26 protein-coding genes are annotated in these 25,249 nt (G+C 65.2%); 9 read left to right on the top strand and 17 right to left on the bottom strand.

Annotated features, from left to right (window positions below; translation table 11 throughout):
* Window positions 1–13: 13 nt before the first annotated feature.
* From BA022_RS04695 to BA022_RS04665, 7 genes are all read right to left on the bottom strand, one after another.
* Window positions 14–286, bottom strand: coding sequence for a VirB3 family type IV secretion system protein (locus BA022_RS04695; protein WP_088886698.1), 273 nt, complete (start codon window positions 284–286; stop codon window positions 14–16).
* Window positions 283–666, bottom strand: a complete 384-nt coding sequence (locus BA022_RS04690) for a TrbC/VirB2 family type IV secretion system protein (protein WP_012202373.1) — start codon at window positions 664–666, stop codon at window positions 283–285. The genes BA022_RS04695 and BA022_RS04690 overlap by 4 nt, the downstream gene beginning before the upstream one ends.
* A complete protein-coding gene (trbB, locus tag BA022_RS04685; RefSeq protein WP_088886697.1) occupies window positions 663–1,727 on the bottom strand; it encodes a P-type conjugative transfer ATPase TrbB in 1,065 nt (354 codons plus the stop codon). The genes BA022_RS04690 and trbB overlap by 4 nt, the downstream gene beginning before the upstream one ends.
* The gene (locus BA022_RS04680) at window positions 1,724–2,188 is read right to left on the bottom strand and encodes a ribbon-helix-helix protein, CopG family (RefSeq protein ID WP_003111089.1); all 465 of its coding nucleotides are present in this window, start codon (window positions 2,186–2,188) and stop codon (window positions 1,724–1,726) included. The genes trbB and BA022_RS04680 overlap by 4 nt, the downstream gene beginning before the upstream one ends.
* Entirely contained in the window at window positions 2,185–4,185 is a 2,001-nt protein-coding gene (locus BA022_RS04675) for a conjugal transfer protein TraG (protein ID WP_088886696.1), read from the bottom strand. Before BA022_RS04675 ends, BA022_RS04680 begins: the two co-directional genes overlap by 4 nt.
* Window positions 4,186–4,420: 235 nt before the next feature.
* Window positions 4,421–4,684 carry an EexN family lipoprotein gene (locus tag BA022_RS04670; RefSeq protein ID WP_088886695.1) on the bottom strand — a complete coding sequence of 88 codons (264 nt, stop codon included), beginning with the start codon at window positions 4,682–4,684 and terminating at the stop codon, window positions 4,421–4,423.
* A complete protein-coding gene (locus BA022_RS04665) occupies window positions 4,681–5,625 on the bottom strand; it encodes a LysR family transcriptional regulator (RefSeq protein WP_088888512.1) in 945 nt (314 codons plus the stop codon). The genes BA022_RS04670 and BA022_RS04665 overlap by 4 nt, the downstream gene beginning before the upstream one ends.
* A 510-nt stretch (window positions 5,626–6,135) precedes the next feature.
* On the opposite strand from BA022_RS04665, the gene BA022_RS04660 reads away from it, so the two are divergent.
* From BA022_RS04660 to BA022_RS04630, 7 genes are all read left to right on the top strand, one after another.
* The gene (locus BA022_RS04660; protein WP_088886694.1) at window positions 6,136–6,837 is read left to right on the top strand and encodes a TorF family putative porin; all 702 of its coding nucleotides are present in this window, start codon (window positions 6,136–6,138) and stop codon (window positions 6,835–6,837) included.
* Window positions 6,838–6,891: 54 nt separating this feature from the next.
* A complete protein-coding gene (gene kdpA / locus BA022_RS04655; protein WP_088886693.1) occupies window positions 6,892–8,601 on the top strand; it encodes a potassium-transporting ATPase subunit KdpA in 1,710 nt (569 codons plus the stop codon).
* A gap of 10 nt (window positions 8,602–8,611) precedes the next feature.
* Window positions 8,612–10,651: a potassium-transporting ATPase subunit KdpB gene (gene kdpB, locus BA022_RS04650; RefSeq protein WP_088886692.1), complete on the top strand. Its 2,040-nt coding sequence runs from the start codon at window positions 8,612–8,614 to the stop codon at window positions 10,649–10,651.
* Between the two features lie 10 nt (window positions 10,652–10,661).
* A complete protein-coding gene (kdpC, locus tag BA022_RS04645; RefSeq protein WP_088886691.1) occupies window positions 10,662–11,306 on the top strand; it encodes a potassium-transporting ATPase subunit KdpC in 645 nt (214 codons plus the stop codon).
* A complete protein-coding gene (locus BA022_RS04640; RefSeq protein WP_088886690.1) occupies window positions 11,303–11,773 on the top strand; it encodes a PTS sugar transporter subunit IIA in 471 nt (156 codons plus the stop codon). Before kdpC ends, BA022_RS04640 begins: the two co-directional genes overlap by 4 nt.
* A gap of 74 nt (window positions 11,774–11,847) precedes the next feature.
* Complete coding sequence (locus tag BA022_RS04635) at window positions 11,848–14,592, top strand: sensor histidine kinase (RefSeq protein WP_088886689.1); 2,745 nt, start codon at window positions 11,848–11,850, stop codon at window positions 14,590–14,592.
* Window positions 14,573–15,307, top strand: coding sequence for a response regulator (locus BA022_RS04630; protein ID WP_088886688.1), 735 nt, complete (start codon window positions 14,573–14,575; stop codon window positions 15,305–15,307). Before BA022_RS04635 ends, BA022_RS04630 begins: the two co-directional genes overlap by 20 nt.
* Before the next feature lie 42 nt (window positions 15,308–15,349).
* On the opposite strand, the gene BA022_RS04625 is transcribed toward BA022_RS04630, so the two are convergent.
* The 9 genes from BA022_RS04625 to BA022_RS04575 all read right to left on the bottom strand — a co-directional run bounded on the left by BA022_RS04625 (window position 15,350) and on the right by BA022_RS04575 (window position 22,785).
* Window positions 15,350–17,335, bottom strand: coding sequence for a relaxase/mobilization nuclease domain-containing protein (locus BA022_RS04625; protein ID WP_088886687.1), 1,986 nt, complete (start codon window positions 17,333–17,335; stop codon window positions 15,350–15,352).
* A 472-nt stretch (window positions 17,336–17,807) separates the two neighbouring features.
* Window positions 17,808–18,383, bottom strand: coding sequence for a S26 family signal peptidase (locus BA022_RS04615; RefSeq protein ID WP_088886685.1), 576 nt, complete (start codon window positions 18,381–18,383; stop codon window positions 17,808–17,810).
* Entirely contained in the window at window positions 18,380–18,913 is a 534-nt protein-coding gene (locus BA022_RS04610; protein WP_088886684.1) for a DUF2840 domain-containing protein, read from the bottom strand. Before BA022_RS04610 ends, BA022_RS04615 begins: the two co-directional genes overlap by 4 nt.
* Window positions 18,910–19,173, bottom strand: coding sequence for a chromosome partitioning protein ParB (locus BA022_RS04605; protein ID WP_088886683.1), 264 nt, complete (start codon window positions 19,171–19,173; stop codon window positions 18,910–18,912). Before BA022_RS04605 ends, BA022_RS04610 begins: the two co-directional genes overlap by 4 nt.
* Window positions 19,170–19,808, bottom strand: a complete 639-nt coding sequence (gene parA, locus BA022_RS04600) for a ParA family partition ATPase (protein ID WP_088886682.1) — start codon at window positions 19,806–19,808, stop codon at window positions 19,170–19,172. Before parA ends, BA022_RS04605 begins: the two co-directional genes overlap by 4 nt.
* A 265-nt stretch (window positions 19,809–20,073) precedes the next feature.
* The gene (locus tag BA022_RS04590) at window positions 20,074–20,934 is read right to left on the bottom strand and encodes a replication initiator protein A (RefSeq protein WP_088886681.1); all 861 of its coding nucleotides are present in this window, start codon (window positions 20,932–20,934) and stop codon (window positions 20,074–20,076) included.
* Between the two features lie 26 nt (window positions 20,935–20,960).
* The gene (locus tag BA022_RS04585; RefSeq protein ID WP_088888511.1) at window positions 20,961–21,251 is read right to left on the bottom strand and encodes a helix-turn-helix transcriptional regulator; all 291 of its coding nucleotides are present in this window, start codon (window positions 21,249–21,251) and stop codon (window positions 20,961–20,963) included.
* Between the two features lie 83 nt (window positions 21,252–21,334).
* A complete protein-coding gene (locus BA022_RS04580; RefSeq protein ID WP_088886680.1) occupies window positions 21,335–22,096 on the bottom strand; it encodes a DUF2285 domain-containing protein in 762 nt (253 codons plus the stop codon).
* A 341-nt stretch (window positions 22,097–22,437) separates the two neighbouring features.
* Entirely contained in the window at window positions 22,438–22,785 is a 348-nt protein-coding gene (locus BA022_RS04575) for a DUF2958 domain-containing protein (protein WP_088886679.1), read from the bottom strand.
* 223 nt (window positions 22,786–23,008) lie between these two features.
* On the opposite strand from BA022_RS04575, the gene BA022_RS04570 reads away from it, so the two are divergent.
* Complete coding sequence (locus tag BA022_RS04570; protein WP_088886678.1) at window positions 23,009–23,302, top strand: helix-turn-helix domain-containing protein; 294 nt, start codon at window positions 23,009–23,011, stop codon at window positions 23,300–23,302.
* Window positions 23,303–23,671: 369 nt separating this feature from the next.
* On the opposite strand, the gene BA022_RS04565 is transcribed toward BA022_RS04570, so the two are convergent.
* Window positions 23,672–23,986 carry a DUF736 domain-containing protein gene (locus BA022_RS04565; protein ID WP_088886677.1) on the bottom strand — a complete coding sequence of 105 codons (315 nt, stop codon included), beginning with the start codon at window positions 23,984–23,986 and terminating at the stop codon, window positions 23,672–23,674.
* 716 nt (window positions 23,987–24,702) lie between these two features.
* Between BA022_RS04565 and BA022_RS04555 the strand changes: the two genes are divergently transcribed.
* Window positions 24,703–25,173, top strand: coding sequence for a helix-turn-helix domain-containing protein (locus BA022_RS04555; RefSeq protein WP_088886676.1), 471 nt, complete (start codon window positions 24,703–24,705; stop codon window positions 25,171–25,173).
* Window positions 25,174–25,249: the final 76 nt, after the last annotated feature.

Here is a 25,249-nt window from a genome sequence, read left to right as displayed (position 1 = left end):
CGGCGTCCTCCCTTCAAACGTCCAGCAGCGGACGGTGCTTGATGTGCCGGGCGAAGACCTGCATGAACTGCGGATCGACGCGCGCACCCCATACCGCCAGCGAATGGCCGGCGATCCAGAGCACGACACCGGGAATCCACAGTTGCAGGCCCAGGCCGACGGCGGCGGCCAGCGTGCCGTTGGCGATCGCCACGGTGCGCGGCGCACCGCCAAGCAGAATCGGCTCGGTCAGCGAGCGATGCAGCGGCACCTCGAAGCCGTCCGCGAAGGTGTCCGGGGCACTCATACGACGGCCCCGCCGGAGAAGCTGAAGAACGACAGGAAGAAGCTCGAAGCCGCGAAGGCGATGGACAGGCCGAACACGATCTGGATCAGCTTGCGAAAACCGCCCGACGTGTCGCCGAATGCGAGTGCGAGGCCCGTGGCGATGATGATGATGACCGCGACGATGCGCGCCACCGGCCCCTGGATGGATTCGAGAATGGATTGCAGTGGGCCTTCCCACGGCATCGAGGAACCGGCGGCCTGCGCGGCCCCGGCCAGGAACAACAGCAGCGCGGCCAGCAGCAACCCTTGCCCCGCAGGTCGGGCTAGGCAGCGCAGCCGCGCAAGACGCAGAGCCGGATTTGCAGAAAAACGGAAAGCAGGAATGGTCATCTGCGTCATGGCAGTTCTCCAAGTGAGTGAGGGGATGGGGAAGTCGCCGCAGCGGAGGCGGCATCGGGACGTGGCGGCAGCTCGGGAAACGGCGTTTCCAGTGCGTCCGCCAATTGGTAGCCCACGCCGTCGAAGCCGACGACGCGGGCGATGTTCTCGATGCGGCGCTTGCGCCCGCGTCCGGCGATGTGGATCACTACGTTGACCGCCTCGGCGATCAGCGCACGCGGTGGGTTCACCGCCACTTCGAGAATCAGTTGCTCCAGGCGCAGCAGCGCGCCCAGCGCGGAGCCGGCATGGATCGTGGCGATGCCGCCCGGATGGCCTGTGCCCCACACCTTGATGAGATCCAGTGCCTCGGCGCCGCGCACCTCGCCGACCACTACGCGATCAGGGCGCAGGCGCATGGACGAGCGCACCAGCTCGGTCATAGACACGACGCCGGCGCGCGTGCGCAGCGGTACATGGTCGCGAGCCGCGCATTGCAGCTCCACCGTGTCTTCGAGCACCAGCACGCGGTCGCCGGTGGCGGCGATTTCGGCGAGCAAAGCATTGGCGAGCGTGGTCTTGCCGCTGCTGGTGGCGCCGGCGATCAGCACGTTCTGCCGCTCGCGCACGGCGCGAACGAGAAAGCCCGCTTGCGCGCTGGTCATCATCCCGTCGATGACGTACCGCTCCAGCGGAATTACACCGATGGCGCGCTTGCGCAGCGCGAAGGCTGGCCCTGGCGCAGCCGGGGGCAGAATGCCCTCGAAGCGTTCGCCGGTTTCGGGCAGCTCGGCGGATAGCAGCGGCTGGCCGCGATGGACTTCCGCACCCACATGGGCCGCGACGAGGCGGATGATCCGCTCGCCATCGGCTTCGGGCATCTCCACACCCATTGGCGCGCGACCCGACGACAGGCGATCCACCCAAAGCGTGCGATCGGGGTTGAGCATGATTTCCACCACGTCCGCGTCTTCGAGCGCGGCGGCGATCAGCGGCCCCATCGCCGTGCGCAACATCTGGATGCGGCGGTCGAGCGACATGGCACTCATGGACTGCCCTTCAATGGGAATTCGGGCGCTCATGACGCACGCTCCTGCGCTTGCGCGGCTGCCGCGGCGTCTTCCATCCGCATCGGGTCGGGATGCAGTTCCTCCACCACGTCGCGCACAAGGCTGCGGCCCCGCAGCAGGTGGCGGCCAAGCTGCTCGGTGAACTGCTCGAAGCGCGCTTTGCCCTGCGCGCGTGCCGCGTCTTGGTGCGCCTCGGGAACCGGCGTGCTCACGGTCAGGTAGTAGCGGATGAACAGCGCCAGCGTTTCGATGGCGATGTTCTGGTCGCGCTCCATGCGCTCGGCCTGGCGCGACAGGCGATCCAGCCGCTTGGCGATGGCCGCCTCGCGCTGGTCGGCGGCATCGGGCGACAGCCACGATGCGAGCGCCGCCGCGACGATGGACGACTTGGACACGCCTTTCTTGGCGGCCAGCTCATCGAGCCGCTTGGCGTGCTCCGGCTGGATGAACAAATTGAGGCGGTAGTGGCTCATAGCTCGATTCCGTCGGTGGGGTCGAGGGAAGCCAGCCGGGCCGTGCGCTGCATGGCTGGATCAAGCTGGCGAGGAAGGGGAAGCGGCAGGTCGTCGTCGTCATCGAGCAGCGCCAGGTCGGCCACAGGCGCGGCCAGCTCGGGGTCGAAAGCGACGGTTTCGGAAAGCTCGGGCTGGCGGCGCGGGCCGCCGTCATCCGTGGAACCCAGGCCATCGGCGGATGCCGTGGCCGGTGCGGCGGGCACGTCGGGAACCGCCAACCCGCTCCAGTCGTCGGGCCGCGATGGCGGCGCGTCTGCGTACTGCCCGCCCGCCAATACGGGCGGCGACAGCACGCGACGCTTGAAATTGCCGTCCGCGTAGTAGCGCAGCTTCTTCGCCTTGATCGGCGCCACGCTGGACACCATCACCACGGCCTCGTCAGGCGGAAGCTGCATGACTTCGCCCGGCGTCAGCAGCGGGCGCGCGGTTTCCTGGCGCGACACCATCAGGTGCCCGAGCCACGGCGCGAGCCGGTGCCCCGCGTAGTTGCGCTGAGCGCGCAGCTCGGTGGCCGTGCCCAGCGTCTCGGAGATCCGTTTGGCGGTGCGCTCGTCGTTCGTGGCGAACGTCACGCGCACATGGCAGTTGTCGAGGATGGAGTGGTTCGGGCCGTAAGCCTTGTCTATCTGGTTCAGACTCTGAGCGATCAGGAAGGCCCGCAGGTCGTAGCCCGCCATGAAAGCGAGCGCCGTCTCGAAGAAGTCGAGCCGCCCGAGCGCTGGAAACTCGTCGAGCATCAGCAGCAGCTTGTGGCGGCGTTCGATGCCATCGGAGCCGTCGAGCGATTCGGTGAGGCGCCGGCCGATCTGGTTGAGGATCAGACGGATGAGCGGCTTCGTCCGCGAAATGTCCGAAGGCGGCACCACGAGGTACAGCGATACCGGATGCTCGGCAGCGATCAGGTCAGCGATGCGCCAGTCGCAGCGCGAGGTGACTTCGGCCACCGTGGGATCGCGGTACAGGCCAAGGAACGACATGGCGGTGCTCAACACGCCGGAACGCTCGTTGTCGCTCTTGTTGAGGACTTCGCGTGCGGCGGATGCCACCACGGGATGTGGTCCATCGCCGAGATGCGGCGTGGTCATCATCCTGTGCAGGGTCAGCTCGAACGGACTGGCCGGGTCGGAGAGGAAGCTCGCAACGCCCCGCAGCGTCTTGTCCTCGCCGGCGTAGAGCACATGCAGGATCGCGCCGACCAACAGCGCATGGCTGGTCTTCTCCCAATGGTTCCTGCGCTCCAACGCGCCTTCGGGATCGACCAAAACGTCAGCGATGTTCTGTACGTCGCGCACTTCATGCGCGCCGCGCCGCACCTCCAGCAATGGGTTGTAGGCAGCCGACTTCGCATCGGTGGGGTTGAACAGCAGGCAATGCGAGAGGCGCGAGCGCCAGCCGGCGGTGACCTGCCAGTTCTCGCCTTTGATGTCGTGGATGACAGCCGACGCGGGCCAGCTCAACAAGGTGGGCACTACCAGACCCACGCCCTTACCCGAGCGCGTGGGCGCGAAGGTCAGGACGTGTTCCGGGCCTTCATGGCGCAGGTACTGGCGATCGTGCTGGCCAAGGAACACACCGGCAGGTTGCGTGAGGCCGGCCTTGCGAATGTCCAGCGCGTTCGCCCAGCGCGCAGAGCCGTAGGTCGTAACCAGGCGCGCTTGGCGCGAGCGCCATACCGACATGGCAATGGCGACGACCACCGCGACCATGCCGCTGGCGCCGGCAATGGCGCCGCCGGTGTCGAAGATCTCCGGTGCATAGGCCCCGAAGAAGAACCACCACTCAAACAGTTTCCACGGGTGGTAGATCGACGTGCCAAGGAAGTCGAACCAGGGCGAGCCAAGGCGTACTTGATAGCCAAGGGCCGCTGCTGTCCATTGTGTGGCGCTCCACACCCCGGCGATCACGATGCCGAATACGGCGGCGATCTGCCCGAGCAGCACGTTTGTTCCTTGCATGGCCCGGCTCCCGATTTCTCCTGCGCTGATTCCTCGCTCGAAAACGGCACGCATTCGTGCCGCACAGGCGAGGATCAGAGCCAGGCTCGGTGCCGGTCAAAGACCTTTATCGGGAGAAAGGTCGAGCAAAAAACAAGAGTTCGCGCAGTGGCGAAAGAAGAAAAAACGCCGCAAGCGCGGGCGCATTGCGGCGTGTAGAGAAATCTCTTTTGAGTTTGTAGCGCGGAAGCTGCGATCAGAACTTCGGTGGCTTCTCGGGCGGCGTGTATGGCACGGTTCCTTCCCCATAGAAGCGCTTGCGCGTGGCCTCGGCCACGTGGTTGCACAACTCATCACCCAGCTTGGCGCGATCGAGCTTGCACTGTTGGCGAAGCTCCTTGAGCCGTTCGGGGTTGGCTGCAAGTTCCTCGACCGTCGGCACAGCGGCCGACGTCGGTGTCTCGGACTGACCGCAAGCGGCCAGCACTGCGGTCAGCAGGAACGGTGTGATCTTGTTCATGGCTCACTGTCCTCCGAAACATGAGATTGAGGCCGGGGCCTGGCCCTGGCGCCGTCGGGCGATTCGATGGAATGCACCCGCTCAATGAATCGCGCCAAGGTTCTCGATGGCTCGCCGGCTGGGCGCAGCAGGTAGGTGGTCAGCACAGGCGAACGGCCTTCGAGGGGACGGGCGACCACGCCAGGCTCGCGGCTGGCCGCAATGTGTGCTGCCCCGGTCAGGCCCAAGGCAAAGCCGGCCGAAACCAGCGCCATCATCAGGTCGCAGGATGCCACTCGTTCGGCAATCAACGGCTCCGTCTCCGCCCGTCGCAACACCCGCTCGATCTGCTTTGCGTGGCCCTCGCACACCTGCGGATCACACAGCACCAGCGGATGACGCAGGACTTCGTCCAAGGGGATGCGCTTGTATTTGAGCAGCGTATGCCGAGCCGGCACGGCCACCATCAGCGAATCGCTCCACACCGGCTCGGCGACAAGCGCTTCACCCACTTCATCCGATTGAGCGAATCCTACGTCGTACAAGTCCTCCTGCAAGCCCTTGATCTGCTGCGACAGCGGAACCTCGAACAAGCGAATATCTATCTCGGGCTCCTCCTGGCGGCACAACGCCAGCAGGGTTGGCAAGCGCGACGGTGTAATGCCATCGGACAGCGCGATGCGTATTTGGGCGTGAAAGCCGTTGGCCGCCGCCTTCACGCTGTCCCGCGCCTGCTGCAAGGCGGCGAAGACACGCGGCACATGCTCCAGAAACAACTTGCCCGCACGGGTCAGTCGGGTGCTGCGCGTGGTACGCGCGAACAGTCGCGCGCCCAATTCGTCTTCCAGTTCTTTGATGGTTCGTGATAGCGGAGATTGCTCTATGTGCAACCGCTCGGCCGCGCGAGCGAAGTGGAGTTCTTCTGCGACTGCAAGAAAACAACGAAGATGACGTAGCTCCATTCTCTTGATCTCATCACGCTGCATTGTCAGCCGAAACCGCGTCCCCGCCAGAGAGACTGTTGCCTCCTCACGGAATACTATTTTTCGTGTGTGCCTTCTCGGCGCCTGCTGTGTGACGATGGCTTTCTAAAGCGATCCTCGAACCACTTTCCGGCCCCTTCGGATAAGCGGAGGAGTGCGATAAAGGCGATCACGACAACAGCAACGAAGATGATGTCCTGCAATACCGAGGGCACCGACATCTCCAAGCATGCAAATCGGGAAACCATATCCGAGCGGCGGATGGTTCGCCGTAAATTCGCCGTAAATTCCTGCCCGGCTTCCTCGTTCGAGGATCGGCCCATCACGCCCTTGCATTGCGGCGTGTCTTCATCGTGCTTGGAAGGCTCAAAGCCACGCTCAAAGTTTACGCAGAATTTATGCGCAAACCCTTTCCCTGAATGGAGAATTTACGGGCCTCTATCGAATACTTGAGTCTGGCTATTTCGCCATTGATTTGCGAAGCAAAACATGTCTCTCAAGAATATTCGTCCGACTGCCAAGGTCGTTGCCGTCGCTGGGCTGTTGCTGGGAATGGCGAGCAGCGCGCAAGCGCAGGTTTCAGGCAGCGCCACGTTGACGTCGGACTACGTCTGGCGCGGGTCCTCTCAAACGCGCGAAGACCCCGCCATCCAGGCGGGGGTCAAATACGTCCATGAGTCGGGGCTGTATGCCTCCGTCTGGGGCTCGAACGTCAAGTTCAAGCCGGACAACGGCGCACGCAGCGAATTCGACCTTGCCGTGGGATGGAGCGGAGAGATCGCCGCGGATTGGGCGCTGGATGTCTATCTCCTGCGCTACCAGTACCCATCGGCCAACACCAACCTGAACTGGAACGAGATCAACGCGAGCATCACCTGGCGCGACAACTACTGGCTGGCGGTGGGTTACTCGAACAACGCGATGGCCACCGACACGACCGGCACGTATGCGCTGCTCGGTGCCCGTTATCCGATCAACGACCAGTGGCGCGTCGAAGGCAGCGTGGCCCGCTACGTCCTCGATAGCGCTTATGCCGACAGTTATACGCACGGCGCGGCCGGCGTCGTCTGGACTTTCAGGGCGCCGTTCGAGGCCCGGCTCACGCTGCATGGCACCGATTCGGCGGCCAAGCGACTGTTTCCCGGCATGGCCGGCTCGCGCGCCGAGTTCGCCATCCAGGCGTCTTTCTGACCGGGGGCCTGATGACCACAAGCCCTCCAAGCAACACGTTGATGGAGTCCGATCATGACTGAGTTTCTTCTCGTATTTGCCCTGGCGATCGGTCTCGGATGGCCGCTCGGTCGCTATCTGGCCGCGGTGATGCGCGGCGCTCCGATGCGCGGCGACAGGCTGTTTCTGTGGCTGGAGCGGCCCCTGTATGCGCTGATCGGCACCAATTCCGAGCGCGGCATGAGCTGGCGCGGGTACGCCGGCGCTTTCCTGCTGAGCAACCTGATGCTGGCGGTCATCGTGTGGCTGATCCTGATGACCCAGGCGTGGCTACCGCTGAACCCCAATGGTGCGCCCAACATGAGTTGGGACCTGGCGCTGCACACGATGGTCTCCTTCCTGACCAACACCAACCAGCAGCACTACTCCGGGCAGGCCCAGCTCTCGTACCTGGCCCACATGACGGGCATTGTGACCTTGCAGGTCATTACGCCCATGATGGGTCTGGCGCTGGTCGTGGCGACGTTGCGCGGGTTCTTCGGTGGACGCAATGCGCAAGAGCGCAAAGCTGATGGGCAGGAGCAGGCCCCGGTGGACGTCGGCAACTACTGGGCCGACGTGATCCGCCCCACGCTGCGCTTCATGTTGCCGCTGTGCCTGCTGTGGTCAGTGCTGCTGACCAGCCAAGGCGTGCCGGCCACGCTGGAGGGCGGCCCCGTGGTCGCTCCCGTCGATGCGACGGTGGAAATGAAGGAGCAGAAGATCCCGCTGGGTCCGGTGTCGCCGATGGTCGCCATCAAACAGCTCGGCACCAATGGCGGCGGATGGTACGGCCCCAACAGCTCGGTGCCGCTGGAGAACCCCACGCCACTGTCGAATCTGCTTGAAACCTTGGCACTTATTCTGGTTCCAGTTGCGGTGGTGTTCATGGTGGGGGGGCTGACCGGCCGGCGCAAGTTCGCCGGGCTGGTGTTCGGCACGATGTTGACCATGTCGGTGGCATCGGCGGGCTTCGCCATCTGGTCGGAAGGGTTTTCCTCGACCTCGCAGGACATCGCGTTGATGGAAGGCAAGGAAGTCCGCTTCGGCGCCGAGCCTTCCGCGCTGTGGGCCGCATTGACGACACAGACGTCCAACGGCTCGGTCAACGCCATGCACGACTCGCTGGCGCCGCTGACAGGCCTGGTCACGATCAGCGACATGCTGGTCAACGCCATCTGGGGCGGTATCGGTAGCGGCTTGCAGCAGTTCCTGACCTATCTCCTGCTGGGCGTGTTCCTGGCTGGCTTGATGACGGGGCGCACGCCGGAACTGTTCGGGCGCAAGATCGAAGCGCCCGAGGTTCGCCTGCTCGCCGTGCTCGTGTTGCTGCAACCGCTGATCCTGCTGAGCCTGACCGCCATCACGCTGGCCGTGCCAAGTCTGACGGGGAACTCGAACCCCGGCTTCCATGCCATCAGCCAGGTCTTCTACGAATACACGTCGTCCTTCGCCAACAACGGCTCGGGCTTCGAGGGGTTGGGCGACGCCACCGTCTGGTGGAACGTCACCGCCAGCTTCGTGCTCGCCGCGGGTCGCTATCCGGCCCTCATCATTCCGCTGGTGATCGCGGCCATGCTCGCGCGCAAGCGCCAAGCCCCGGAAAGCACGGGAAGCCTGCACATCGAAACCCCCACTTTTGCGCTCACGCTGATCGCGGTGATCGTCATCCTGACACTGCTTCAGTTCATGCCCGTGCTGGTGCTAGGCCCCGTGGCCGATCACCTGAGCCTGGTCGCGCGTTGAGGAAAACACCATGAACCATACGACCTCTAAAGAATACGCGGGCCGCCGCTCGCGTCTGGATGAACGCGGCATTGCGCCTGCGCTGGTCAACTCCTTCATCAAGCTGGCGCCGCAGCACATCATCAAGAACCCCGTGATGGCCGTGGTCTGGCTCGGTACGCTGGTAACGGCGGTTGCCACCCTCGCGGGTTGGGCGCAACCCGGTTTCGGCTGGGCCGTGACCGCGATCCTGCTGATTACCGTGCTATTCGGCAACTTCGCCGAAGCCGTGGCCGAATCCCGCGGACGTGGACAGGCGGCGTCGCTGCGCAGAGCCCGCAAGGATTTGATGGCCCGGCGGTTGGACACCGCCGGCGGCGAGAAGACGGTGCCGGCCGCCGAGCTGTGCCCCGGCGATCTCGTCGTGATCGAAGAAGGCCAGTTGGTGCCTGCCGACGGCGAGATCGTCGAAGGTCTGGCGACGATCAACGAGGCCGCCGTGACCGGCGAGTCCGCGCCCGTGCTGCGCGAGGCCGGCACCGACCGTTCCGGCGTGATCGGCGGCACCAAGGTGCTGTCCGACCGCATCGTGGTGCGCGTCACCGCCGAGCCGGGCAACAGCTTCTTAGACCGCATGATCGCGCTGGTGGAAGGCTCCAACCGGCAGAAGACGCCCAATGAGATTGCCCTGGGCATCCTGCTCGGCGTGATGACGCTGACCTTCCTGATCGTCGTCGTGACGCTCCCCTTCATCGGTGGCTTCGTTGGCGTGAGCGTCAATGTCGTGCTGCTGGTCGCCCTGCTGGTGTGCCTGATTCCAACCACCATCGGGGGGTTGCTGCCGGCCATCGGCATTGCCGGCATGAACCGCGCGCTACAGGCCAACGTGCTGGCCAAGTCGGGCAAGGCCGTAGAAGTCGCGGGCGACGTGGACGTACTGCTGCTGGACAAGACCGGCACCATTACCCACGGCGATCGGCAGGCCACCGCGTTCCACGCGCTGGCCGCAGTGGATGCCGCGCAACTGCGCCAGGCGGCGCTACTGGCTTCGCTGGCGGACCCGACGCCGGAAGGCAAGTCTATCGTCAAGCTCGCACGCGGCAAGAACGAGAAGCTCGATGAACCCGAAGGCGCGCATTTCGTGCCGTTCTCCGCGCAATCGCGCATGTCGGGCGTGGACATGCCTGGCGAGCGCGTCATCCGCAAGGGCGCGATGGACGCGATCGCGCGGCATGTGCAGATGCTGGGCGGCATCGTCCCCGCAGAACTCGAAGCGCGTGTCGCGGATGTGGCCCGCAAGGGAGCCACGCCGCTTGTGGTCAGCGATGGCCGGCACGTGTTGGGCGTCATCGAACTGTCCGACGTGATCAAGCACGGCATCAAGGAGAGGTTTGCCCGCCTGCGCGAGATGGGCGTCAAGACCGTGATGATTACGGGCGACAACCCGCTCACGGCGGCGAACATCGCGGCCGAGGCCGGTGTCGATGACTACATCGCCGAGGCACGCCCGGAAGACAAGCTCGCGCGTATCCGTGCTGAACAGACTGGCGGTCGCCTGGTGGCGATGGTGGGCGACGGCACCAACGATGCGCCGGCGCTGGCCCAAGCCGACGTGGGTCTGGCGATGAACTCGGGCACGCAGGCGGCCAAAGAGGCCGGCAACATGGTCGATCTCGACTCCGATCCGGCCAAGTTGCTCGCCGTGGTGGAGATCGGTAAGCAGCAGCTCATCACGCGCGGCGCGCTGACTACCTTCTCGCTGGCCAACGACGTGTCCAAGTATTTCGCCATCCTGCCGGCGCTGTTCGCCGCAACGATCCCGCAGATGGCGACGCTCAATGTCATGAACCTGTCGAGCCCGAACAGCGCCGTGCTGTCGGCGCTGATCTTCAACGCCATCATCATCCCGCTGCTGATTCCGCTGGCCCTGCGTGGCGTGCGCTTCAAGCCCGCGAGCGCGACGCAACTGCTGCGCAACAACATGCTGGTCTATGGCGTTGGTGGCGTCCTGCTGCCCTTCATCGCGATCAAGGTGATCGACGTTGCGATCTCCGCCATGTTCTCTCTCTGAGGATTCGATCATGTCTCATAACGCAATTACGACTCTCCGCACGCCGGGCAATGTGTCCCCGACCATCTCCGACAAGGGCCTGCTCCGCGGCTCCATCGGCCTGGCGATCATTTCGCTGGTCGGTTTCGGTCTGCTGTATCCGCTGGCGGGCGTCGGGCTCGGCCAGGCGCTGTTCCCGAGCACGGCCAATTGCAGCCTGATCGAGCGCGATGGCAAGGTCCTCGGCTCCTCGTTGGTGGCGCAGCCGTTCTCGGACGATCGCTACTTCCAGTCGCGCCCCTCCGCGGCCAACTACGATGTGATGGCGGTGGCCGGGAGCAACCAGGCCCGTACCAATCCAGACTTGCGCAAGCGTGTCGATGAGACGCGAGCTGCCCTGGCGCAAAGGTATGGTGTCGAACCTTCCGCTATACCCAGCGATCTGGTCACTCAATCCGGTAGCGGCATCGACCCGCACATCAGTTCGCAAGCCGCCGCCATCCAGATTGATCGCGTGGCACATGCGCGCGGTGTCTCACGCGATGTCATCGAAGGCTTGGTGGCCCAGCATACGGAGGGCAAGCAACTCGGTTTGCTGGGCCAGCCTCGCGTGAATGTGCTGGAGTTGAACCTAGCGCTGGATGCGGTTGCCAAGGCGCCTGCGGCCAAGCAATGACTGCACTGAGTCGCTATGTTCAGGCCGAAGATGTGCTGCTCGGCTTGGAGGTCGCTGACAAGCGGCAGTTGTTCCAGGCCATCGGCCTGCATACTGAGCGCATCGGCAATTTGCCTGCGGATGCCGTCGCCTCCGCTCTGATGCGGAGAGAAATGGCGGGATCGACGGCGTTGGGTCTAGGCGTTGCCATTCCCCATGCAAGGGCGAGCGGCCTGAATCATGTTCGCGCTCTGTACGTGCGTCTCGTGCCAGGACTTGACTTCGATGCCCCGGACGCGGGGCTCGTATCTGACGCCCTGGTGCTGCTGGTTCCCAGTCCAGCAAATCAGGAGCATCTTGAGCTTTTGGCTCATACGGCCTCACTGTTCTCGGATCGAACATTTCGAGCGGCCTTGCAAGCCTGCCAGAACCCTATTGAAATCGAAGCATTATTTGATGGATGGATGCCGGAGACACGTGCGCGATGAGATCCATCGCGGAGCGGAAATGCAGGGGAAGACGATATGCAGACAATGACAACACGTAGAGGATTGGGTCTGTCATGGGAACCGAACATACGGGACAAGCCGACGCCCTATTGGGTGAACTCCGGCGCCAGACTGCGGGACGCCTGACGGTGTTCCTGGGCGCTGCCCCTGGTGTCGGCAAGACCTACGCCATGCTGGCACGCGCACGCGAACTCCACCGCCAGGGGGTGGATGTCGTCATTGGTATCGTCGAGACGCATGGTCGCAGCGAGACGCAGACGATGGTCGAGGGATTGCCGTTGCTGCCTCGCAAGAAGGTGGATTACCAAGGGCGGCAACTGGAGGAAATGGATCTGGATGGGCTGCTGGCACGCAAGCCGGCCATTGCCCTGGTCGATGAGCTGGCCCATCGCAACGCCCCCGGAAGCCGCCATGAGCGACGCTGGCAGGACGTGGAGGAATTGCTCAACGCTGGTATCGACGTTTACACCACGGTCAATATCCAGCATCTGGAAAGCCTGAACGACGTGGTGCATCAGATCACCGGCGTTCGGGTGAGCGAGACCGTCCCAGACGCCGTCTTCGAGCGCCTGCGCGACATCCGCCTGGTCGATCTGCCTGCACGCGAACTGATCGAACGCCTGAACCAAGGCAAGGTGTACCTGCCCGAGCAGGCCGCCCAGGCGCTGCAAGCGTTCTTCTCTCCGTCGAATCTCACCGCGCTGCGCGAGCTGGCGATGCAGACCGTGGCCGAGCACGTCGATGCTGACTTGCGCGAGACACGCGCGGCGCGCGGCCTGGAGGGCATTTCCATCCAGCGCCATGTGCTGATCGCCATTGACGGCCGGGGACAGTCGGAATACCTCGTGAGAGCGGGCGCCCGAATTGCCGAGCGCCGGGGCGCTCCCTGGTCGGTGGTCACGGTGGAGACCGGGCGCTCGGCCGATGCCGCCTTGCACACTGACGACCTTGACCGGACGGCCCCCACGCTCAACATGGTTGCGCGTGCGGAGCAGGAGCGCTTGACCGAGATCGACAAGGCATTCGCGCTGGCGCGCAACCTGGGGGGCGAGACGGAAGTGCTACACAACACCGACGTCACCCAAGCCTTGCTCGATGCCGCCGAGGCGCGCGGCGCACGATCCATCGTGATCGGCCGCTCGCGCGAGCGCCCCATCGCCCGCATCTTCAATCGCACGCTGACGCAGCAACTGTTGCAGCGCGGCGCACGCTACGAGCTGACGATCGTCAGCACGCCGCAGGCCCGGCAGCGGGCGATGCAGTTGCCAGGTCTTGCTGGCGGTGGCCTGACGAAGCGGGAGGCCTTGCTGATCCTGCTGGCCAGCGTCGGCGCCGTCGGCGCGGCGGCCTTGGCCGAGCGCACGCTGGGCTTGCAGGATCTGTCCCTGATCTTTCTCGTGGCGGTCATGCTGGTCGCCTCACGGACTCGCATGCTCTCGGCCGTCATTACTGCCGGGCTGTGTTTCTTGGCATACAACTTTTTCTTCATCGAACCGCGCTACACCTTCCTGATCAGTGCTCATCGTGGTGTGGCCACCGTGTTGCTGTTCTTGGCGGCGGCTCTGATTGCCGGACGACTAGCTTCGCAACTGCGCATGCAAGTCGTGGCGTTGCGAGCGGCGAACACGCACGCGACGGCCATGCAGAACCTGGGACGCCATCTCGCCAAGGCAGCCGATCTCGGGCAGGTCATCGCAGCAGGCTCATCGGTTCTGCAATCGACCTTGCACGCCGAGGCGTGGATACGCATCAACGGCGAGTTCGGGCCGTCTATGGCCGCAAGCCATCTGACCGAAAAGGATCTGATCGCGGCAGACTGGACACAGCAGCACGGGCAGGCGAGTGGGCGCTACACGGACACCCTGACCCATTCGTCCTGGTTGTTTCTGCCGGTGCGCTCGGATAAAAACACGCTGGGCGTGGCCGGCTTGAGGTTCCCGTCGGGCATGGGGCGTCTTTCGTTCGAGCAGCGCCGCCTGGCGGAAAGCATGGTGGAGGACATTGGCCAGGCCGCCCAGCGCACGCGGCTGGTATCGGAACTGGAGGAAGCGCGCGTCACCGGAGAAACGGAGCGCCTGCGGTCTGCGCTGCTGTCGTCGGTGTCGCACGACCTGCGTTCGCCCCTGTCGTCGATGATCGGAGCGGCGGACAGCCTGGCTCGCTACGGCAAGGATATGGGGCCGGAGGATCAGCAAAGCCTGCTGGAGACCATCCATGTGGAAGGCGAGCGCCTGGATCGGTACATCCAGAACCTGCTCGACATGACCCGGCTCGGGCAGCAGGGACTGACGCTGACACGCGACTGGATCGGCATCGACGAACTGGTGGGCTCGGCGTCGCGGCGCCTGCAACGGTACGAGCCCGATGTCCGGATCGAACACGACATTCCACCGGATCTGCCTCCGATCCATGTCCACCCCGCGCTCATCGAGCAGGCTTTGTTCAACGTCATGGAGAACGCGGCGAAGTTCTCCCCTCCGGGGGTGCCTCTCAAGGTGCAGATTCGACGGACAGAGAACGATCAAGTGCAGATCGACATCTCGGATCGCGGGCCGGGCATTCCAGAGGAAGAACGACGGCGTATCTTCGATATGTTCTACAGCGTCAAACGTGGCGACCGAGGCAAGCAGGGAACCGGCCTGGGGTTGACGATCGTCCAAGGTATCGTAGGTGCCCACATGGGCAGCGTCGAGGCGCTGCCTGGCCCGGAAGGCCAAGGAACCACCATCCGCCTGACCCTGCCTTGGGGCGGATACGCGAATCAGGAGACGAAAGAGCATGATGGGACTTCCCAATGAATCGAGTCCGGGTGCGTCGGCCGCCCGGATTCTTCTCGTCGATGACGAACCCCAGATCCGCAAGTTCATCGACATCAGCTTGCGGTCGCAGGGCTACGCAACCCTGCTGGCGGGAACAGGCCGAGAGGGCCTGACGCTGCTGGCCAGCAAAGGGGCCGACCTCGTCGTCCTGGACCTGGGGTTGCCGGATATGGACGGGAAGGACGTGCTCAAGGAACTGCGGCAATGGTCGCGCGTGCCCATCATCGTGCTGACGGTACGCTCCGGCGAGGACGAAAAGGTGGCCCTGCTGGACGCAGGGGCCAATGACTACGTGACCAAGCCGTTCGGTGTCGAGGAACTGATAGCACGCATTCGCGCATTCCTGCGCACGGTGGCGACAGGGACGGAAGATGGCCCGATCTACGACGACGGGATTCTCCGAATCGACCTGGCGCAACGGGAAGTGGCCGTTCATGGAGAAGCCGTCACGCTGAGCCGCAAGGAGTTCTCTCTGCTGGCCTTGCTGGTCAGGCAACCGGGACGGCTGGTGACGCAGGCACAGATACTGCGGGAGATGTGGGGGCCGACGCACGAGGAAGATACCCACTACCTGCGCATTCTCGTGGGCAAGTTGCGCCACAAGCTGGGGGACGATGCCTCCGCTCCTCGCTACATCGTCACCGAACCTGGGGTTGGGTTGAGGTTCGTCTCGAAGGAACAGCAGCCGGCCTGACTCGTGCGCCGGGGATGTCCAAAGTGGCGTTGCGGGTACGGCTCACCCCAGGGTCGGTCCACGCTGCCGTCCGATCTCCCAGGACACTCCGCCGCCGCGCACCGTCGCGGCGAGCTGCCGCCCAAGCCGCTGTTCGATGATGGGCTTCCACGGCACGAGGCTGAACCCTTTGCCGTCATCGAGCATCGCATAGCGCCCGCTGGCGAGCATGACCGAGCGCCGGTAGATACCGGCCACACGCCGCCCATCCGTGACCGGGCGATGCTCCAGGCCGGTCTCGGCGGCAGTGTCCTTCGCGGCTTGCGTCAGTTCCCGATTGCGCAGCGTCGCCAACAGATTGCGGGCCAGGATCACGCGCTGGCCGCGCTTCTCCGCCAGCCCCTGTCCGGCCAGGAAGTCGGCACGCTGCTGCATGGCCTGCTTGGCGTCGCCACCAAAGCCCAGGTCGCCCAGCCCTCGGCCACCGCCGATCAGTTGCTCGTCGAGCCAAGTGGCCCCGATCACGCGGGCCTGCCGCTCGATGGGCAGGTGCGATTTCAACTCCACGGCCACACCGCCGAGGCGCTGCGCGTCGTACTGGCGGCCACGTTCGGCCAGGTCGTCCGGCACCTTCCATAGCCCTTCGGCCACACGCTCCACGATGCCGGCCCGGCGCAGGGCTTCCAGCCGGCGGACGTGGGCTGCGACGACTTCCTGCGGGTCGCGGCCGGGCTTGGCCCGGCCTTGCTCGATTGCCAGGTGATGATCGGCGCGGTACAGGCCATCGCTCGCCAGCGCGGCGATGTTCTTGTCGGCCGCCCGCACCTCGGTAGAACCGCGTACCTCCACCACTGCGCCGGCGGGATAGTTCGCCAGCTCGTCGCGTGCGTTCAACACAACGTAGTGGGCCTTGCCGTCCACGCCGTCGATGACCAGATAGCCGCGGTCGTGCAACTCGTCGGCCAGCCCCTTGGCCGCTACGCGGCCGACGATGGTGCAGCCATCGTCCCCCTGCTCGAACACCGCCAGCTCGCGCGGCTGGCCGTTCATGGCGCGCAGCATGGTGCGGATGATGTCGCCACGCTCGCCCAGGGCGCGCAAGGTCTTCTCCGCGTCCGCATGGACGGCCCAGGTGCCGGGCTGCGTCTCGTCGGCCAGGCCCAGGCGCTGCAAGCGTTGCAGGCGGCCGATCAGCAGCAGGCGCTGGCGTTGGAGCCGGGGTTCGTTGAAGCGCTCGATCTGCACCCGGCCGTCCTCGCCGGCCTCGCGCTGCAACGTGCGGTCGAGGCTCGTCCACCGCTCCTGTTCCACCTCGCGCTGCAAGGTCTGCTGGATCTCCAGTTCGGTACGCGGCCCCAGCCATTCGGTTGCCAGCTCGGCGGCGCGATGGCGGAAGCCGTGGGCGATGTAGTCGCCCGCGATGATGAGGTCCTTGCCGGTGTCGTCGCGCCCGCGCACGATCAGATGCGTGTGCGGGTTGTCGGTGTTCCAGTGATCCACCGCCACCCAATCCAGCCGCGTCCCCAGGTCGGCTTCCATCCGGTTCATCAGGTGCCGGGTATAGGTGCGCAGGTCGTCCAGCTCGGCGCCGTCTTCCGGGGAGACGATGAAGCGGAAATGGTGCCGGTCATCGGCGGCCCGCTCCTTGAAGGCATCCAGGTCGGCTTCGTCGGTCTGCGACCCGTAGGCCCGCCCAGGTTCGCCATCGCGGCCGGCGCCGTCGCGCTCGATGTAGCGCAGGTGCTTGGCGAGCGACTGCGGGCTGGCGTTGCGCTGGTTGACCAGCAGGGTCTTGATGGTCACGCGCCGCGACATGGGCGTCAGCGTCGCGCCCGCGAAACGCGCCGCCGTGTGGCCGCGCCCAAGCCGTGAACCGGGGCGCAGGCCGGCGCGTGCGCCGCCGCCGGCTGCGGAATGGCGCATCGAAGACTTGCCGCCGCTGGCCTTGCCCGCCTGCTTGAGCACCTTGGAAACGAAGCTCTGGCCCTGGCCCCGGTTTTTCGGGGCGCTCGGGCGCACCCGGAAATCGTCGTCGCGGCGATCGGTCATGGTTGCGCTCTCCGAAAGCTGCGGCGTGTCCGGTCGTGCGAAGCACGCGGACATGCCTGCATTGGCGCGGGCCTCGCGCCCCACGCGGCACGGCGGCGAAGCCGCTCCGTGCCGCGCCACCCCCACGTGCAGACTGGCTTTGCGGGCCGACAGGTGCCGCACCCTTTTGTCTTGCCTTCCGCATTTGCCTCCCCTGGCACCCCAGGTTCTCGCTCCCGGTAACTGCGGCCCGGCGGCGCTGCTGCACCTGCAGCCAGCGCTCCGGCGAACACGGCGGTGGCCGCAGGCCAGCCGCGTTCGCGGCAAGACGCCTGCACGAGGGACGGCTGCGCCGAAGGCAGCGCGAAATGCGGTGCCGGATACGCAGGATCGGCACCTGCACTGCACGCGCGACGACACGGCGACCAACAGCAGAACGACACGCCCGATGGCACGATGAGATGCACGGCGACGTGCAGCGAATCGACGGCCATCATGGGCGCGACTCCAGCCAGACCGGATGCGCTATGCCGATCACAGAGGCGGCGCTGACCGGCCCAAAATACCGGCTGTCGAACGACGCCGGATTAGTGACGCTGAGCAGGAACAGCTCGCCAGGCCGAAGATGGCGGCACTGCGGCCAGGATGGCAGCGGCCGGCCCCAGCGATCAGCAGGCAGCACGGCGGTCGAGGGCACGCCGTCGATGCGGACGCTGCCGTCGGCGATACACACCTCCTGCGGTGCGACCGCTCCCACGCGCTTGAGCAACGGGATGCGCGTCGGTAGGTAGCCGCGCTGCGCAGCGAGCGCGGCAGCCTCGGCAGGCAGCGGCACCATCACGATGCTGTCCACGCGCAATGAAGGCGGTAGCGGACGTGGTGGCGAACTGGTGCGATGGTCGAGCGGATCGACGCGATACCAGCCGACCGCTACGCTGTCCGACGGGTTGTAGGTCAGGCGTGGCAGCGGATGCATGAAGGAGGCCCAGGCCAGCGCAGCGAGGCCGCAGGCGGACAGGCCCGCCAGCACGAGGCGAGCGCGCAGGCGGGAGCGAGGATGGGCCGTCATGGCAACGCCCTCCCGGCCAGCCAAGCGGCGTGCCGCTCGGCGCTGTACTCAGGCAGCGGCAAGCGCGCCGCGAGCCGATTGCCCTGCGTGCGCCAGTACGCGGGCGAGGCGCCAGCAGGCGCGATGCCCAGCGCTTCGATGCCGTCGATGCGTTCCAGCACGGCACGCACCGATTGCTCACCCTCGGCGTGCAGCAACATGCGCGCGCCCGGTTGCACGCCGGGGATGCGCTGTGCGCCATCCATCGGCATGCACGCCTGCATCACCATGAGCTGCCAGCGGATCGTGCCGTAGTCGTTGGCCTGCCAGCGGATGCGGCAGAGAACAGCGTTCGGCGCGAACACCGCGCAGCGGCGCCAGCGGTCGAACCGGATGATGCGCGAGGGATCACCGAAGCGCAGATAGAGGTCGAAGCGCTGGTCGATGTAGGCGAGCGCAACGCGCGTCAGCGGCACGCCATCGGCCACGCCGACAGGCGGGATGGACGACGGCGCCGATGCAGTCGAAGCCGTCGAGGCGGGTGTGTTCATGAGGACTTCTCCGGGAATTCCCGCTCCAGCAGCGCGCGCAACAGGTCGGCCACCGTCACGCCTTGCGTGAAGGCAGATACCTTGATGCGCGAGCGCATGGCGGGCGTGATGTCGAGGGTCAGGCGGGCTGTGTAGAGGTCGCCCTTCTGGAGGTCATCGGCGCTGCCCTGGCGAATCCACGCCTCGGCGTGCGGATTCGCGGGCGGACGCGCGCCGATGCCCACGCGCTTGCCCGTGCGTTTGCTGGCGGGACTGCTCATGACGGCCACCGCAGCAGTTCGTCCACCAGTGCAGTGATTTCGCGCGCGGCGGCGCTATCGGGCGCCGTCTCGCGTGCGAGCCGCCCAGCGGCCACGCTGTCGGCGAACACGATGCGTTGACGCACTTCCGCACGCAGCGCGGGCAGCGGCTGCTCAGCCAGGGCGCCGCGTGCTTCGCGTCCGATCACCGTGGTACTGACGCGGCGGTTGATGACGAAGGCCGCGCGCAATGCGGGGCGAAACACCTGCGCCTCCCGGATCAGCGCCACCATCTCGGCGCTGGCCCACAGGTCGTAGGGACTGGGTTGCACGGGAATCAGCACACGCTCGGCCGCCAGCAGCGCGGATCGCGCCAAGGCGGCGATACGCGGCGGCCCGTCGATGACGACGTGATCGGCCCGCTTGGCGAGTTCTGGCGCTTCCTGATGCAAGGTTTCGCGTGCTAGGCCCACGGCGCTGAACAGCCGTGGCAAGCCTTGCTGGCTTCTACGCTGCGTCCAGTCCAGCGCGGAGCCCTGCGGATCGGCATCCAGCAGGATGACCGACTGCCCGCGCATGGCCAGCTCGCCGGCGATGTGGGTAGCGAGCGTGGTCTTGCCCACGCCGCCTTTCTGGTTGAGCAGCGCGACGATCATGGCCCGGACCTCCCTGCCGGAGAACCTGGCTGTTGCCGCTGGTTTTCGTGGCTCTCGCTCGCTGGTTGGGTGGTTGTCCACCGAAACGCGGCGCTGCTACTACCAGTTAGAGTATTTAAGTTAGGGAAGTTAAGGAAGGCCGAAACCCGCGCCAGCATTGGATTTGCGGCCGATGGACACGCCTGATAGCACGATAGTCCCACGCCCGATAGCACGATACCTGGCACGTCTGATAGCACGAGCCCGTCCACAGGACACGCACCGTTTATCCCCGTGCCGTGGGCGGCACGGGACGCCCTGGCCGAAACGTCAGCAGCTCGGCGCCATCCAGCCGTTCGATGCCCAGGACGTAGCCCGGTAGCGACTGCCGCGCCACCAGGGCGCGCAGGTCGCAGGCGAAGTCGTAGGGCTTGGCCGTGCTGCCCGACTTGCGGTGCAGGTGCCGGAAGTCGAATTGCCAGCCGCCCGGCTGGCGCCCGCCATGCTTGCGCACCAGCCGGTACAGCCAGCGCTCGATCCCGCCCGTGAGCTGAAAATACGCCGGGTCGATGGTCAGCACCAGCGCAGCATCGAGCACGCCCGCATAGAACCAGTCCGGCAGGATCAATTCGATACCCAAGGGCGTGCCCTTGGCATCGGCCAGCTCCTTCCACTCGTTGATCCACGAGAAGCGATGCAGCCGCCTTCCCGTGGTCTCCCGGATGGATGTGGCCACCGTCGTGGATTGCAGGCGATCCAGCGCGGCCTTGAGGCGCTGGTAGTCGCGCAGCGACGTACCGCGCCCGATGAAGCGCAGGATCTCGTAGGGCGTGGCCTGCATCAGCCGCGACGGGCGCAGTCCCGCATCTCGCGCCTCCACAATCTGGCTGGCCGCCCAGATCAGGATGTCCGCATCCCAGATCGTGGCGATGCCATGCTCGGCTGTGCCCTCCACCCGGATCGTCACGCCGCTGGCCTGGAAGTCGATCGGCGCAACGCGCCGCGACTTCGCCAGCGAGAAGAACGGAAAGGCCATCAAGTCCTGGCTGTCGCGCGGCGCCATGTCGCCCGGCAGAGCGCGGAACAGGTCGAGCTGTTCGCGCTCTGGCACGGGCCGCTGCCGGGACGGCAGCGCAGGGCTGGACATAGCGAAGGCCACCCGCGCGCCAGCGATCAGCGCGCACGGCTGTCCGCCGCATGGTGCTCGGCGTACTCAGGATCGGACGTGCTCTCGAAGCTGCGATCCGCAGCCCAGGCGTCGAGGTCGGCCACGGCGTACATGACGCGGCGGCCGAACTTGCGGAACTTGGGACCGCCTCCCAGCACGCGCTGCTTTTCCAGCGTGCGTGGCGACAGCCGCAGATAGTCGGCAGTCTCGTCGTTGGTGAGATAACGCTGCGGTTGCGCGGCAGCGGCCGGGGTGGTTGCGGGTGCGGCGGCAGGCCGCAAGGGAGCAGGACGCATGGTGAGAACCTCCATCGGTTGCAGGGCTCCGGCCACACAGCGCAACCGGATGGAGGCAGTCTCAGAAAACGAAGCCCTCGTGCTCAGGGTCGTTTTGCGCTCTCTTCAAAACGACCCTTCTCAAGCGGAGGCAGTTGTGCTAGGCGACGATAGCCACCGCGCATCAGCGCATCTCCGCGCCGCACCAGGCGGCGTACCTTGGAGCGCAGGCCGCCATCGCTGTACCACCCGGCCGCGGCGTCCACGCCGAACAAGCCTTCGGCCACGTCGCGCAAGGACGCGCCCGCCAGGGTCGCGTCGAGCGCCTGCAGGGTGTGCAGTTCCAGCAGCGCTGCAGGGGGCGGCCGGGGGCGAGCCATCGGCGCAGGCGCGTCAGGCACATGCGTGGCCCCACGGCCGCGGTAGGCATGGGCCACGGCCATGCCGTCCTCCAGGCCAGGTGCCAGCGCGAAGCGCAGGCACTGGCCGGGACTGCGCGCGACCAGCGCCAGGCCCTTGCCGTCGTGGAGCAGTTGCTTGTGGCCAGGGATGCGCCAAAACGCGAACGGCTCGACATCCGGTGGCGGGTCGGCATCAGGGTAGAGCTGCACCACGGCCCCATTGCCGGGGAGCCAGGCCGGATGCGCGTCACGCGCATCCAGGGTCGGGTCTTCCAGCAGACGCAAGCCCCAGCGGTGCGCAGCCTCATGCGCTGCTTGGACTCGGCGATGGCGGTGCAGCCAGTCAAGCCGGTAATCGGGATGGCGGCGCAGGTACTCCCAGGCCAGTGCCAGCGTGTCCAGGCATAGGACGTAGAGGTAGGCGGCAGTCGGATACCAGTGCGCGAGGTGGTGCGGTTCGGCCATAACGCAAGCTCCCGTAGAGCAGGACCGCCGTCACCGGTTTCACACGCCAACGTCACCGCATCGAACTAGCATCCAATCGTGAATAAGCTGGTAGATTAGTAACTTGCGTGTCAAGACGAAAAGCATCCGATGGATTGCGCGGATCGTCTGAATGCGACGGTGGCGCGCAAGGAAATGCGGCCTCCTGCGATATCCACCGTGCCCGATGACACGGCTGGCGTCATTGCCGTTTGCGTCAGGATGGCACCGGTTTGGTGCAACAGTGCCGACTAAGACCTGACGGGTCTGAAGCAAGACCGAAATAATCTCAATGCGCCCGGCTTGGCCGCGGCGCGAACGGCTCAATCAAGGACGGAACCGTTTTCCTGGGCCAGCCGCAGGTATTCCGACAACGGGCGCACCGCCCGGAAATACCGGTCCCGCATCACGGGCTGCTGGCGCGGTCCGACGATGGAAGCGAGATCGGACAGCTTGATCTCGCCCAGCTCGGGCATCCCCAGCCCCAGGTCGATCAGGCCATAGGCCTTGTCGCCGTCGGCCGGGTCGAGCGACACCAGCAGCCAGGTGGCGTGTGCGTCCGGCGTGAACAGCCGCACCACGGGCAGCGGGTCGATGGCCCGGCCAGCGGCGCGGGCCTGGCCGTGTTCCAGCAACAGCCTGCGCTCGTCCTCGGTGATGAGCTGGTTCATGGGCGTCCCCTCATTCACACAAAAGCGCCGAAGCGTGAAAGCGCAAAACCGCATCGGCGGGTTTGAGGAAAGGCACGGATGCGGCTTTGCGCTTCTGTGAGAAGCCACAGATACGGATTTCCGTAAAAGCACGAAAGCGGCAGGCGGGCATAGTTGAACACTATAGATTGTAGTCCTATAGGGCGCAATCGGCTGTCATCTTGGATTTTGGGAAGATCCAGGATTGGCAGCGAAACATACATTGTCGGAGGCATTGAAGACCATCAGGAAAGCACGTGGTTTGAGCCAGGAAGCGTTCTCGGACGTGTCGAGCCGCACCTACATGAGCACGCTGGAGCGCGACCTCAAAAGCCCCACCTTGAACAAGCTGGCCGAGCTGTGCGAGGTCATGGAGATTCATCCGCTCACGCTGCTGACGCTGGCCTATGCCGGCGACGACCTGCAGCAGGTTGATCAGCTGCTGTTGCAGGTGCGCCAGGAGTTGGAGACTGTGGCGAAGAAGAGTGACACGCCATAGCGTGCGACGTCACTGGCGTGGCCGATCCGGCGCCGCCGGTTCGGTGACTGCAGGGGCGCCAAGCATCGCGCGGCGGGGATAGGCCGCAGGGCTTTCCCCCGGAGGCAAGCGCAGCGCGCAGCGCCATCGGCGCGAAGCTTTGATAGGGATTGAAGCCGAATGGCCATGACGGCGAAGTCGGCATGGGGCGCAGCCCGCAAAGCCCGGTCGGCGCAGTGCGCCGAATCGCCCTGCATCCGCCCTGGCAACCCGAGATCATTGTGATGCTGCCCGACCACCACCATCACGAAGCTGGGAGAGCCAAGCCTTCCTGTCTGTCGATCCAAGCAGTACAGCGCCCCGCCGCTGTGGGCGGGGCGCTGGCGGCCGTCAGGCCGCCTGGGGCTTGCTGCGCGACCAGATCAGATCGTGCGTGCCGTCCTCGCCTTCGATCAGGCGGGCGTAGACCGTGGCCGGAAACGAAGGATCGTCGAGGGTCACGGAGATGTACTCCCGCCCGGCCTCGCTGGTCTTCTTCCACGCCGCGCCGATGTCGTGGCTGGCGGCCTGCAGGCGGTAGTCGGGGGCCTTCTCGTTGTCGCCCTTGTCGTTGGGAACCAGCTTGACCTTGACATTGAGCGTCAGGGTGCGAAGCGTGCCGGTAAAGCCGTCTTTGTCTGCGGTGAAGGTGCCGATGTTGGCCATGATGGATCTCCTTTTGGTGCAACAAGGTTCGCGCCCATCGCGTCCTTGTTGTGATCCGGCCGGCGGGGGACGGGCGGGCTGCACCGCTTGCGGTCGCAACGCAGTGGAGAGCCGGGAGGCGAAAAGAATTTGTCCCGCGAGGAATCTGCGCAGCAGAGGGGAAATTGTTTTCGCTGGACGGTTGCAGCCAGGAAGCCCGAGGCGCAGCCGCGCCACCGCCAGGATTCACAACAACACAAGGACGCCTTGGGCTGAACCGCACCGAAAGGAGACAGTGCCGGCTCGGCATCCCCGCACGAAGGCTGCACCGGCTCGCCCCCCCTGACGCGGGCCAGGTCAACCACCTGACGACAGGCGAGAACGCCCCCACCGCACCTTGCGGCGCCAGTCTTGAGGCGTGGCGTGGAAGCTCCATGGCGATGCCGGGCGGGATGTCCGTGAACCGTCCTTCGTGACGTGATGGGCGAGAACCGTCAGCGTTGAGGACGGCACGCATTCGCACAACCTGTCGCAGCAAGCTCCAGCGTGATCGCCACCAGCCTACCGGCGCGCTGATACATCTGCCGAGGATAGATGGTCAATATTTGGAATATTCATGTTCCCAACAGGAACATGAATATTCTAATCAATGGTATAATCTAGCTTTCGTGGCAAATTTTTAGGATTCGCACCATGATCAGTGAGATGCAAAAATAACGACAATTACCAGCATTTGTATGATCGTTCTCCGCGAACTGCGCGCAGAACGTGGCATTCACCAAGCGCAAGTCGCCGACTGGATCGGCAAAACGCCGAGCGCCTGGACGAAGGTTGAATCGGGCAAAAGTCCGCTGCAATTTGAGACATTTATCAGGGTTTGCAACAGCTTCCAAGTCATGCCATCGGCAGTGATGGCCACCGCAGAGCGATACGCGGCGCTGCTGAGTCAGAACGGGTGGGCAGTGCTTTCGTCAGAACTGGAGTCGGGTGACGATGGTTTGCTCCACCAAGCACAGGAGTACTGGACGTCACCAGGTGGTCGTAACGTGCACCCGAATCGTTGGGGCTTCTCGTCAGTACTCAATGGCCCGATCTACAACTTGGACAACACCATCACGCTTGCAGCTGTGTTCCAGTACGTACTCGACCCTGCGTTCAAGATGACGCAACTGAATCCACCCCTGGTGCCAGCAGCAAGCGGTATTTGATGCCGCTTTGCTGTAGGGCGTTGAATCCGGGCGCGGCCACCGCCGCGCCCGGATTTTTTTGAAGTTCACCGCGCCC

The organism is Diaphorobacter nitroreducens (assembly GCF_002214645.1).
Lineage (GTDB): Bacteria > Pseudomonadota > Gammaproteobacteria > Burkholderiales > Burkholderiaceae_C > Diaphorobacter > Diaphorobacter nitroreducens.
The sequence above is the reverse complement of the archived record's forward strand: the minus strand, read 5'-3'. Positions and strand labels throughout refer to the sequence as shown.